The 11,722-nt window shown below is 50.4% G+C and carries 10 protein-coding genes and 4 tRNA genes; all 14 read right to left on the bottom strand.

Features of this window, described 5'->3' with window-relative positions:
• Positions 1-137: 137 nt before the first annotated feature.
• Positions 138-213: transfer RNA gene (locus tag A10D4_RS10670), tRNA-Thr, on the bottom strand.
• 7 nt (positions 214-220) lie between these two features.
• Positions 221-295: transfer RNA gene (locus A10D4_RS10665), tRNA-Gly, on the bottom strand.
• A 41-nt stretch (positions 296-336) separates the two neighbouring features.
• A tRNA-Tyr gene (locus A10D4_RS10660) sits at positions 337-421 on the bottom strand.
• A 16-nt stretch (positions 422-437) separates the two neighbouring features.
• A tRNA-Thr gene (locus A10D4_RS10655) sits at positions 438-513 on the bottom strand.
• Positions 514-674: 161 nt separating this feature from the next.
• Positions 675-1,973 carry an adenylosuccinate synthase gene (locus tag A10D4_RS10650; RefSeq protein WP_008489489.1) on the bottom strand — a complete coding sequence of 433 codons (1,299 nt, stop codon included), beginning with the start codon at positions 1,971-1,973 and terminating at the stop codon, positions 675-677.
• Positions 1,974-2,005: 32 nt separating this feature from the next.
• Positions 2,006-3,154 (bottom strand): aminotransferase class V-fold PLP-dependent enzyme, encoded by a 1,149-nt coding sequence (locus tag A10D4_RS10645; protein WP_008489488.1) that lies wholly within the window; start codon positions 3,152-3,154, stop codon positions 2,006-2,008.
• A 119-nt stretch (positions 3,155-3,273) separates the two neighbouring features.
• A complete protein-coding gene (gene hflC, locus A10D4_RS10640; protein ID WP_008489487.1) occupies positions 3,274-4,167 on the bottom strand; it encodes a protease modulator HflC in 894 nt (297 codons plus the stop codon).
• 3 nt (positions 4,168-4,170) lie between these two features.
• Positions 4,171-5,346 (bottom strand): FtsH protease activity modulator HflK, encoded by a 1,176-nt coding sequence (gene hflK, locus A10D4_RS10635; RefSeq protein WP_008489486.1) that lies wholly within the window; start codon positions 5,344-5,346, stop codon positions 4,171-4,173.
• Between the two features lie 52 nt (positions 5,347-5,398).
• A complete protein-coding gene (gene hflX / locus A10D4_RS10630; RefSeq protein ID WP_008489485.1) occupies positions 5,399-6,697 on the bottom strand; it encodes a ribosome rescue GTPase HflX in 1,299 nt (432 codons plus the stop codon).
• 32 nt (positions 6,698-6,729) lie between these two features.
• Positions 6,730-6,990: an RNA chaperone Hfq gene (hfq, locus tag A10D4_RS10625; protein ID WP_008489483.1), complete on the bottom strand. Its 261-nt coding sequence runs from the start codon at positions 6,988-6,990 to the stop codon at positions 6,730-6,732.
• 202 nt (positions 6,991-7,192) lie between these two features.
• Entirely contained in the window at positions 7,193-8,140 is a 948-nt protein-coding gene (gene miaA / locus A10D4_RS10620; RefSeq protein WP_008489482.1) for a tRNA (adenosine(37)-N6)-dimethylallyltransferase MiaA, read from the bottom strand.
• Positions 8,127-9,959 (bottom strand): DNA mismatch repair endonuclease MutL, encoded by a 1,833-nt coding sequence (gene mutL, locus A10D4_RS10615; protein ID WP_008489481.1) that lies wholly within the window; start codon positions 9,957-9,959, stop codon positions 8,127-8,129. The genes miaA and mutL overlap by 14 nt, the downstream gene beginning before the upstream one ends.
• On the bottom strand, positions 9,959-11,269 hold the full coding sequence (locus A10D4_RS10610; RefSeq protein ID WP_008489480.1) for an N-acetylmuramoyl-L-alanine amidase: 1,311 nt from the start codon (positions 11,267-11,269) through the stop codon (positions 9,959-9,961). Before A10D4_RS10610 ends, mutL begins: the two co-directional genes overlap by 1 nt.
• Positions 11,266-11,721: a tRNA (adenosine(37)-N6)-threonylcarbamoyltransferase complex ATPase subunit type 1 TsaE gene (tsaE, locus tag A10D4_RS10605; protein ID WP_008489479.1), complete on the bottom strand. Its 456-nt coding sequence runs from the start codon at positions 11,719-11,721 to the stop codon at positions 11,266-11,268. Before tsaE ends, A10D4_RS10610 begins: the two co-directional genes overlap by 4 nt.
• Position 11,722: the final 1 nt, after the last annotated feature.

The following is an 11,722-nucleotide window of genomic DNA, read 5'->3' as shown; positions in this document are numbered from 1 at the left end:
TCGAACGTTCAAATTTTTCTTTAGACATGACAGCCTCTTTAACAAACTTTCGGTGTTATTCAACACGTGCTTGATATTGTTCAGTTAGTGATTCACCAACCGCGACGACGATGCAAAGAGGGCCAGAAACAGGAAAATGGTGCTGATAGGCGGATTCGAACCGCCGACCTCACCCTTACCAAGGGTGCGCTCTACCAACTGAGCTATATCAGCACTTAAATGGAGCGGGTAGTGGGAATCGAACCCACGTCATCAGCTTGGAAGGCTGAGGTAATAGCCACTATACGATACCCGCATGCCTTGTGATCTGGGCCACCTCATTCCGTTCTAAACTGCTGGTGGAGGGGGCAGGATTCGAACCTGCGAAGGCTGAGCCGTCAGATTTACAGTCTGATCCCTTTGGCCGCTCGGGAACCCCTCCGCGCAATTTTCTAAGTTGGTGCCGGCAGAGAGAGTCGAACTCCCGACCTACTGATTACAAGTCAGTTGCTCTACCAGCTGAGCTATGCCGGCACCCCGGTTAGGTGGAGCGCATTCTATTGGATCGATTTTGCTGATGCAATAGAAAATGCCAATTTTTTTCAAGAACGCCGTTTAACTGCTCACTTTTTAGTTGATGTGTCTGAAAAAGCAACAGTTAAACGGTTATTGACGTGGCCTTGAAGGCCACCGTTTTAGACCGCAAATGGGTGCCGTAAGACGATAGTTTCGTTGCGGTCAGGGCCTGTCGAAATGATATCTACAGGGACACCGGTTAACGCTTCGATACGGGCAATATAAGCTAACGCTTCGGGCGGTAACTGGCTATGTTCGGTAATACCCACCGTACTTTGCTGCCAACCTGGCATGGTTTCATAAACCGGTTCGACCAATTCGTAATCTTCGGCGGCTAATGGCGGATACTCGCTCACGCTACCGTCCGATAACTTATAAGACGTACAAATCTTTAATTCGTCCAAACCATCTAAGACATCCAGCTTGGTCAAGCAAAAGCCGCTGATTGAGTTGATTTGCACGGCACGACGCATCGCTACCGCGTCAAACCAACCAGTACGACGTTTACGGCCAGTCGTCGCGCCAAATTCATGACCTTTAACACCCAAATGCTGCCCTACTTCGCAGTCGAGCTCGGTTGGAAACGGGCCACTGCCGACGCGGGTGGTATAGGCTTTAACGATACCCAATACGTAATCGATGTAGCGCGGACCAAAGCCTGCGCCGGTGGCGACACCGCCAACGGTGGTATTCGATGAGGTGACATAGGGGTAGGTGCCGTGATCAATATCCAACAAGGTACCCTGCGCGCCTTCAAACATGATGTCATCGCCGGCTTTACGCGCTTTATCAAGTACAGTTGAGACATCGGCAATCATCGGCTTCAGTATGGTTGCCATTTCACGACATTGCTCAAGCACTTGATCGTAATCGACTGCGTCGGTTTTGTAATATTGCGTCAGGGTGAAGTTATGGTACTCCAGCACTTCACGCAATTTATCGGCGAATTGCTCGAAGTTAAATAAATCGCCCACACGTAAACCGCGGCGCGCAACTTTGTCTTCGTATGCGGGCCCAATACCACGACCGGTGGTACCGATAGCCTTTTTGCCTCGGGCCGCTTCACGCGCTTTATCAAGCTCGATATGGAAGGGTAAAATCAGTGGGCAGGCTTCGCTAATCAGCAAGCGTTCGCGCACTGGCACGTTGCGCGCTTCCAACATGTCGATTTCTTCCATCAACGCTGCTGGAGACAGTACCACGCCGTTGCCAATGATGCAGGTCACATTGTCGCGTAAGATACCCGACGGGATAAGGTGCAGTACGGTCTTTTCGCCGTCGATAACCAGCGTATGTCCAGCATTGTGGCCACCCTGATAACGTACAACATAGGTCGCTTTATCTGTTAATAAATCGACGATTTTACCTTTGCCTTCGTCACCCCATTGAGTGCCGAGAATGACTACATTCTTACCCATGTTCACCCCGCCTAAAAAAACGAAACGCGATTCTACCCTTTTATGCGGCAATAGTCATCAGGGTCATGATAGAGAGCAAAGCCAAAACGTAAACGGTTGCCACGATAGTCAGTCTTCACACCTTGCTCAAGTAATCGTTCATACAGACGTTGTAATTGGTCTTTGTCGTTGATTTCGTAGGTGAAAAAACGTCCATGCGCTTGTCCGTGATGTTGCAAGCGGTTGTTGTCGTTTAATAGCGGATGGTCAAGATTTTTTAAATGGCTTAAAAAAGACTTTTTAAGTTCATCAATATAGTGATTTTGTCGCGCCACGCTAAGTTGCTCGCGCTGCCACCAATCTAACACCGCATGCAAACGATAAATACCGCTAAAATCCATAGTTGCACCGGCAAACCGCTGTCCCGATTCGGCGTATTGCACCGGTTCCGGCTGCGCCCCTTCAAGATGTTCAAAATCGGCAAACCAGCCGGTATATTCTGGCCGTAACGGGCAATCACGCGGCACCGACATAAAACAGCAGCCCTCACCCGCCTGTAAATATTTATAACCACCGGCGAGATAAAAAATGCGGTCGGCATACGCGCTTAGGTCGGTATCGATGGCACCACAACCGTGATAACCATCGACCACCACCACCACGTCATCAGCCACTTGCGGTAACCATTGCTGCCAGTTAGGAGCGATCACGCCTGAGTTAAAAAATACTTGGCTGGTAAAAATTAAATCAATGTCGGCTTGCTGAGTCGCTGCCTGCCAACGTTCGGCAAAACTGTCATAGGGCTGGCAGGGTACTAGCGAAACTTTAACGTTGCGGCGCTCGCGCAAACGCGCCAGTTGTCGTGAAAAACTATGGAACTCGCCATCGGTGCTAACGATGTGTAACGGCTTTGTCGCCTCAAAGCAGCTGATGATGCGGTATAAAAGTTCGTGCGTATTGCTGGCAAAGACCCATTGCGATGGACTTGCATTACCGAGTAATTCGGTCAGCTGTTGTTGCACTGCGGGCAACCGCTCAGAAAATAAAGTTTGCCATTTTTCATCAGCACCACGGGCGCTATCTAACCAATACAATTGTTGCGCATCAAAAGTAACATCGGGCCAATAATGATGGCTGTGCGGCGCACAATGAAGCTCATCGCGGTGATATTGTAAGAATCGCTGATAATGCTGCTTATACATGTCAGATATCCAAGCTTTAAGATCGGTGATGGATTTCAGTATACCGTCATCGGTTGCCGAAACCAGCCCATAAAAAAACCCGCGACGGGTCGCGGGTTTTGCATGAGTTGTAAGCGAGCTTAATTGCTGGCTTGACCTTGCATATCACGCAAGAATCGGAAGAAATCACTATTCGGTTGTAACACTAACACATCGTTATTACCGTCAAACGACTTCTTATACGCTTCCATACTGCGGATAAAAGCAAAGAATTCCGGGTCTTGGTTGTAAGAGTCGGCATAAATTTTTGCCGCATCAGCGTCACCCTGACCACGTAAATCACGTGCTTGGCGACGAGCATCGGCTAACATCACTGTGACTCGCGCGTCCACATCGGCACGAATAATTTCAGCCTGCTCACGACCTTGCGAACGGTGCTCGGTCGCTACCGCACGACGCTCGGCACGCATACGCTGATAAATCGATTGGCTAACTTCGTTCGGTAAGTTGATCTGCATGACCCGCACATCTAATACTTCAATGCCCAACTCACGCGCGCTTTCCGCTCCCGAAATCAGCGCATCACGCATCAACTCATCACGCTCACCAGAAACGATATCGGTAATCGTACGATTACCAAACTCGCTACGTAAACCACTGTTAATACGACGCGTCAATAACGCTTCGGCTTGCAGCTGGTTACCACCGTTAGTCGATAAATAGTAGGTAGCGAAGTCGTTGATACGCCATTTCACGTAAGTGTCGACGATCAAGTCTTTCTTCTCACTGGTGACAAAGCGATCAGGGTCGCCGTCTAGGGTTTTGATACGTGCATCTAAACGACGCACTTGCTCAATAAATGGCAATTTAAAGTGCAAGCCGGGTCCAAATACCCGCGCTTCACCGGAATCGGCATCACGTTCAACTTTACCAAATTGAACAACGATAGCGCGTTCGCCCTCTTTCACCACAAACAGCGATGAAAAACCGAGAATGATCAGTAACACCACTACGGCGGCTATTAAATTTTTCATGACTTAGCCCCTCCCACTCGAGCGCTGCACTTGGCGACTACTATCGCGCGGCGTGCTTGAGTTACTGCTGTTGCTGCTGCCATTGTTGACGTTATCAGGCAATGACAAGCTTGGCACTTGGCTTTGGTTACCGCTTCTGACACCTTGTTTTTCAAGGATCTTATCTAATGGCAGATACAACATGTTGCTGCTGCCGTCGACGTCAACCAAGACTTTGCTGGTGGTTGAGTAGATGTCTTGCAGGGTATCTAAGTAAATACGTTCGCGAGTAACCTGCGGTGCAGCTTCGTATTGCGGTAACAGCTCGTTAAACCGCGCCACTTCACCCTGCGCTTCTAACACGATTTGCTCGCGATAAGCCTGCGCTTCTTGCAACATCCGACGTACCTGACCACGCGCTAAAGGCTCGACTTCACGAGCATAAGCTTCGGCTTCGCGGATAAAACGCTCCTCATCCTCTTGCGCTGAGATAGCGTCATCAAAGGCATCTTTCACCGCTTCAGGCGGACGCGCTGGTAACAAGTTGATATCAACGATCTGTAAGCCCAGATTGTATGGCTCGATGATCCGCTCTAACAAATCTAAGGTGTCAGCACGCACTTGCTCACGGCCAGTGGTTAACACTTCGTCCATGGTGGTGTGACCCACCACATAACGTAGCGCGCTATCGGTCGCCTGCGACAAACTGTTGTCGGCATCGACTACGGCAAACAGGTAGTTACGCGGTTCGATGACACGGTATTGCACGTCCAACTCGACTCGCACTACGTTTTCATCTTGCGTCAGCATAAAGCCACTGGTGCTTTGCGATTTCACGTTGTTAACGTCAACGGGAATGACCGTATCGATAAACACTGGGCGCCAGTGTAAGCCGGATTCGACTTGCGAATGGTATTGACCAAAGCGCAAAATGACACCGCGCTCGGCTTCTTTTACCGTGTAAAAGCCAGCGATAATCCAGACAATAATGGCGATAACCACTATAAACGCGATGCCTTTCATTGGCACACCGCCGCTGCTGCTACCACCGTTACCGCCTTTGCCACCCAGCCCAAAACGAGCAAAGAACTTACGCATTGCCTCGTCTAGGTCCGGTGGGCCTTGGTCGCGGCCACCCTGATTTTTCCATGGGTCACGGTCGTTATTATTACCGCCGTTCCCCGGCTGATTCCAAGCCATGGGTTACTCCACCTAAAAAGCACATAAGAATTCTGAGCTGAACAATAGCAAATTAGCGCCGATCAATATAGGCTTCTAAATCCTTGCCTTGCTCCTGATACTGCTTTAATAAACGACGCCAGTCGATATCGGCAATACGCACATGCAATGCTAACTCACCCTGCTCGGTCAACTGCTCTTCGAGCACTGCATCAAGCTGATACAAAACACCACGCAACTTACCCATTGCTGGCGGTAAACTTAGCGTCATGTCATGCATCGACGGCCCCAACAACTGTTGCAGGGCTTGACTAATCAAGTCAGTGCCAGCACCACTTTGCGCAGACAGCCATACCCGTTGTGGTTTACCATCATCGTCATAATCGATGCGCGGCGTCGCCTCAGCCAATTTATCAATCTTATTACAAATCAGCAGCTGTGGCACTTGGTCTGCTTCAATTTCTGCTAAAACCTCGGCCACCTGATCGATATTCTCTTGTTGCTGCTCGTCAGCAACATCCACCACATGTAGCAACAAATCCGCTTCTTGGGTCTCTTGCAGGGTGGCTTTAAAGGCCGCCACTAAGTCGTGCGGCAAATGTCTAATAAAGCCTACGGTATCGGCTAAGATGACCGGTCCCACTTCGTCAACATCGATACGTCTTAAGGTCGGATCGAGTGTCGCAAATAATTGGTCGGCGGCATACACATCTGACGCCGTCAGTCGGTTAAACAGGGTCGACTTACCGGCGTTGGTATAACCCACCAGTGACACCGTCGGCACTTCTGCCCGTTTACGCGCACGGCGACCTTGTTCGCGCTGCTTTTGCACACGCTCAAGGCGACGTAAAATATTCTTAATACGTCCACGAATTAAGCGACGGTCGGTTTCTAGCTGGGTTTCGCCCGGTCCGCGTAAGCCGATACCACCTTTTTGCCGCTCCAAGTGGGTCCAACCGCGCACCAGACGGGTAGCAATATGACGTAACTGCGCCAACTCGACCTGCAATTTACCCTCGTGGGTACGCGCGCGCTGGGCAAAGATATCTAAAATCAATCCGGTGCGGTCAAGCACTCGGCATTCACAGACTTTCTCTAAATTACGTTCCTGGGTTGGCGATAAGGCGTGATTAAAGATAATGATATTAGCATTGAGTGCCTTAACTTGTTCGGCTATCTCTTCTGCTTTGCCACTCCCGACAAAAAACTTGGGGCTGGGAGATGCCCGTGATGCGGTGACCACACCCAATGTTTCTACACCCGCCGAGCTTACCAGAAGCTTCAATTCGGATAAGTCTTCACGGTCTACTTCGGCGGGTAAATCAACGTGTACAAGGATTGCTTGTTCACCACTCTCATACCTGTCAAACAAGCGAGTACTGCCTCCAAACCACGGTTAGGGAATTAATTAGCGTGTTCCATTTCATCCGCCGACTGGCCGCCCTGACTCAGGTAGTTTTGCGGGATACGAGCCGGTACAACGGTAGAAATCGCATGCTTATAAACCATCTGACTGACGGTATTCTTTAGCAGAATCACAAATTGGTCAAAAGATTCAATTTGGCCCTGCAACTTGATGCCATTAACCAAATAAATCGAAACCGGAACGCGCTCTCTGCGCAACGCATTCAAAAATGGGTCTTGTAACGTTTGCCCCTTGGCCATTGCTAATTTCCTTTTTGTTTTTAGAATCTCGGAGCGCACCATAACACTGTCAGCTATCTGTCGAGACTTGCATGCGCGACTGATATGCTAACGATATTATTAGCTTTTCTCATCCCAGACCATCGAAAAATAATGCAAAGTTTTGGCTAATACGAATCGACGTCGAGAATTGATCTATGGTTAATAGACCCAAATTTCAAGCTTAACTATTAAATCTTTTCGGCTTGCTCGCGAGAATGTCCATGGCTTTATTAACCAATTGCGGGTCGCCAGTCGTTAACCAATGTACCGCTGGCCAGCCCCGTAACCACGTTAATTGCCGCTTTGCGAGTTGTCGCGTTGCGATAACACCACGCTCAACCATCTCAGAATAACTTAGCTCACCTGTCAAATATTGCCACATTTGTCGATAACCAACACAGCGCATGGACGGCATATCCAGATGTAAATCACCGCGCTGATATAATGCTCGGACTTCATCCTCAAAGCCCGCTTGCAACATTAACTGGAAGCGTTGTGCAATGCGTTCGTGTAAGTCACTACGCTGCGCTGGTGCCAACGCAATTTGCAATATCGGTAATTGCAGTTGACCCTCACGCTCTGCCGTCAGTTCCGTTAAATTGCGCCCACTCAACAGATAAACTTCCAGCGCTCGCAATAAGCGCTGCGGGTCGTTCACGTGAATACGCGCAGCACTGACCGGGTCAATCGCTTGCAAGCGTTGATGTAAGGCCGCCAACCCTTGCTCATCGGCCTGTTGTTGCAGTTCTTTACGCAATTGCCAATCGGCCTCCGGTAAACGCGATAAGCCTTCCAATAGCGCCTTAAAATATAGCATGGTGCCACCGGCCAGAATGGGCACTTTGCCACGACTGATTATATCGGCGATACAGGCCTGCGCATCGCTAACAAAATTGGCCGCCGAATAACTTTCCGCCGCATCGCAAATATCTAATAGATGATGCGGCGCGCGCGCTTGTTCAGCGGCAGAAGGCTTCGCCGTACCAATATCCATGTGGCGGTACACCAGTGCCGAATCGACCGACACAATTTCGCCGTTAAGTTGTTCGGCTAAACTCAGCGATAACGCCGTTTTGCCAGCCGCCGTCGGACCATAAATACACACCGCATAAGCATCAGTCTGATGCATGATTTTGCTCCATGACTGCAGGTAAGGCAAGCTCAACCAGATACTCCGTATCAGCCTGTAGCTGTTGCTGCCAATACTCACACCAATGCTCTGCCTGAGTTTGTCGGAACTGTGCTGGCGTGGCGCGTTCGGCTAACCAATCGAGCAGCGTATCCGGTACTGTGGAGACACCCTGCAGGTATTGCAGCAATTGCCACAGTAATGCGGTCACATCCCCCTGCCGCAACATAGCCGGCATTTGTTGCACCGTAACTTGCTCAGCACGTTGCTGACATAACACACCTAAGCGTGCCAACAGCTTGCCGTCGACCGCCGCTAACGCTTGGCTAACAGCGCTATCACGCAAGGTCACCGGCAGTAGTAACGGTTGTCCGCTTAACCCGGTTTGAGTAATTTGTTGTTGTAGTTGGCGCCGTTGGCAATGTTGCGCGACGCTAACCAAATCTAGGCACGCCAAGCGTGACGCTGATGGCAATTGCTGCTGTAGCAACAACCAGCAACCATTCAGTACCGACAGCGGCCGCCAATCTGCAGTCGATGTCGCTGGTGCAGAGGCATTCGCATCGGCATGATGGTGCTTAGGTGTAGCAGAACTCGGTCCAGCATCGGCTAAAGCGGTCCAATCGGCCTGCCCCAGCGGCCGCTGCGGAGTCTGGCTATAGCTGGGTTTGCTGCCGCTACCGGTGCCGCTACCGCTGCCAGTAAAAGCCGCCGGTAAGGGCGAACGTCCGGCCACCCGCAACTCGCCAGCTTCGCTGCTAGGCTGAGTTTGATATTGGTGCGCAGCAACATTGGCTACCGGCTCCTGCGCAGGCGTGGGTAGACTCTGTTGTAGCGCCTGCCGTACCGCTTGATAAATAAAGTCGTGTACCTGCCGACTTTGCTGAAACCGGACTTCATGTTTGGCTGGATGCACATTCACGTCAACGTCGGCAGCAGGTAACGTCAGGTACAACACAAATGTCGCCGAACGTTCGTCACCAAGCCATTCGCCATACGCTTGTCGCAGCGCGTGTAAAATAAGCCGATCGCGTAGCATCCGTCCGTTAACGTAAAAATACTGTACATCGGCTTGATGGCGACAATGTTGCGGTGCCGCGACCCAGCCGTCCAACTGGTAATCACCACTAGTTAGTGTCAATCGACAAGCTTCGCTGGCGAAGTTTTTGCCACAAATCTGGGCGACTCGCTGGAGCTGCTGTTGCTCGGAGCCGGCAGCACGAAATTGACGTATCACCTTGTGGTTATGGCGTAGCGTCAAACCAATATCAAAGCGCGCCAAACCGATACGTTTGATGACATCATCAATGTGATTAAATTCGGTTTTTTCGGTTCGTAAAAACTTCCGCCGCGCCGGCGTATTAAAGAACAAGTCTTGTACGTCGATAGTGGTACCATCGGGATGTGCGGCAGGCTCAATCTGCACCTGCATGTCGCGTCCCTCGGTCCAAGCTTGCCACGCTTCCGCTTGCTGCGCTGGTTTTGATGTCAAGCGTAAGCGCGATACCGAACTGATACTGGCTAATGCTTCACCACGAAAACCCAGCGACAAAATAGCCTCCAGATCATCCAGACTTTTGATTTTGCTAGTGGCGTGGCGGCTTAAGGCCAGGGTTAGTTCGTCACGGGCAATACCCGCGCCATTATCACGAATGCGAATCCGCTTAGCGCCGCCCTGTTCAATATCGATCTGTAACTCGGTAGCGCCAGCATCCAAGCTATTCTCTAGCAGTTCTTTAACCACTGACGCCGGTCGTTCAACCACTTCGCCAGCCGCGATTTGGTTGGCTAGTTCTGTTGGTAATAACTGAATCATCATTACGACGCCGGTATCTCGAGTACCTGACCTATCTTCAGCACCGTCGATTGCAAGTTATTGTGGCTTTTAATTGCCGATATAGAGGTATTGTAGCGCTGCGCCAAGATCGATAACGATTCTCCCGATTTAACGATATGACGCGTCGAACGGTGCTTAGCGAAGTAAGTCCCATCGATCGGATTTTGTACAAAATAACGACGCACGCCGTTGTATATCGCGCTAGCGAGTTTATTTTGGTGATTACGGCTCAATAAGTTTTTTTCTTCACGCGGGTTAGATATAAAACCTGTCTCAACCAAAATCGATGGAATATCCGGTGATTTCAGCACCGCAAAGCTGGCCGCTTGCGGCTTGCTTTTGTGCATCCGGGTAATACGTTTCATTTCATCAATGATCTCATTGGCTACGTTATAGCCACCCGCCATTGAGTTATCCATCGACATATCGAGCAAGGTGCGCGCCAAATAAGATTCGCTATCGTTGCCCTGCAAAATTTCCGCCGCTCCACCCAATAGCTCAGAGTGTTTCTCGCGGGTTTCTAGCCAGCGACCAATTTCGGAATTAGCACGCCGCTTCGACAAGACCCAAACCGACGCGCCATTAGGTCCGGGCGAGGTAAAGGCGTCGGCATGAATCGAGATAAACAGGTCGGCTTTGGCTTCACGAGCTTTTTCTGGGCGACTATCGGGAGTTAAATAATAATCACCGGTACGTACTAGATAAGCCTGCATCCCCGGATCGTTGTTGATCTGGGTCGCCAACGCTTGCGCAATTTTCAATACGACGTGTTTTTCGTAGGTCCCTGACGGACCAATTGAGCCCGGATCATCACCGCCATGACCGGCATCAATGGCGACCGTAACCACCCGCTCTTTCAGCTCATCCACCGATTTAGCTGGTCCGGTTCGTCGCACCGACTCCCCCGGTAAATCAACGACTAATCGGTCGCTGTAAGTCTCGTTAGCGGGCAACGAAAAGACTTCTGGCTGACTTTTACTGTTCAGTTCAATCACAATACGCGTGCTGTTGGCATACTGGGGCGAACTTGTGCGCACCTTTTTGACGAGCAACGATTCTTCACCCAAGTTCGTTAGGCTTGCCTTACGCTCAGTGTCGCGAAAGTCGATAACCAAGCGGTAAGGCTGGCTATCGTACAAGGTAAAATAACTATAATCGGGCTTCGCGCTCAAATCGAACACGATGCGAGTTTTATCCGGCGACGGCCACACCCGGACACTCTGAATGTCATTGGCGGCCACGGCCTGAACTGTGGGTAAGCACAGCAAGATTAATAAAAGCCAGCGTTTCATAATAATTGTTTTAGTAGTTCCTGACCGTTGTCGGTTAGCGCGTCGACAAGCATCTGCCGCCCTTGCGGCTGATAACTTAAGTTTATAGCAAGGTCTGCGGCTGGTAACCAGCCCTCACCGCGTTGCGGCCACTCAATTAAATTCAGGGTATCGTCGGCAAAATAATCGCGAATGCCCATAAACTCTAATTCTTCAGGGTCGGCTAAACGGTACAAATCAAAATGGTGAATGCGCCACGGCACCAACTGATAAGGCTCTACCAGCGTGTAGGTTGGGCTTTTCACAGCGCCTTCATGACCCAGCGCCTGAATGAAGCCACGGCTAAAGGTGGTTTTACCGGCACCCAAATCACCATATAAATAAATCACCAACGGTTTGTCTATCAGCTCAGCCATACGCCGCGCGACCGTTAGGGTTTCATGTTCACCATCAAGGGCCCAGATAACTTGCATA

This window comes from Idiomarina xiamenensis 10-D-4 (genome assembly GCF_000299895.1).
Classification (GTDB): Bacteria; Pseudomonadota; Gammaproteobacteria; order Enterobacterales; family Alteromonadaceae; genus Idiomarina; species Idiomarina xiamenensis.
This window is presented reverse-complemented; position numbering and strand designations above follow the sequence as displayed.

Bases quoted from the DNA above. Each gene is read 5' to 3' on its own strand.
- tsaE (WP_008489479.1), bottom strand. From the start codon at position 11,721: ATGCAAGTTATCTGGGCCCTTGATGGTGAACATGAAACCCTAACGGTC.
- hflC (WP_008489487.1), bottom strand. From the start codon at position 4,167: ATGAAAAATTTAATAGCCGCCGTAGTGGTGTTACTGATCATTCTCGGT.
- A10D4_RS10645 (WP_008489488.1), bottom strand. From the start codon at position 3,154: ATGTATAAGCAGCATTATCAGCGATTCTTACAATATCACCGCGATGAG.
- miaA (WP_008489482.1), bottom strand. From the start codon at position 8,140: ATGCATCAGACTGATGCTTATGCGGTGTGTATTTATGGTCCGACGGCG.
- hflK (WP_008489486.1), bottom strand. From the start codon at position 5,346: ATGGCTTGGAATCAGCCGGGGAACGGCGGTAATAATAACGACCGTGAC.
- A10D4_RS10610 (WP_008489480.1), bottom strand. From the start codon at position 11,269: ATGAAACGCTGGCTTTTATTAATCTTGCTGTGCTTACCCACAGTTCAG.
- A10D4_RS10650 (WP_008489489.1), bottom strand. From the start codon at position 1,973: ATGGGTAAGAATGTAGTCATTCTCGGCACTCAATGGGGTGACGAAGGC.
- mutL (WP_008489481.1), bottom strand. From the start codon at position 9,959: ATGATGATTCAGTTATTACCAACAGAACTAGCCAACCAAATCGCGGCT.
- hfq (WP_008489483.1), bottom strand. From the start codon at position 6,990: ATGGCCAAGGGGCAAACGTTACAAGACCCATTTTTGAATGCGTTGCGC.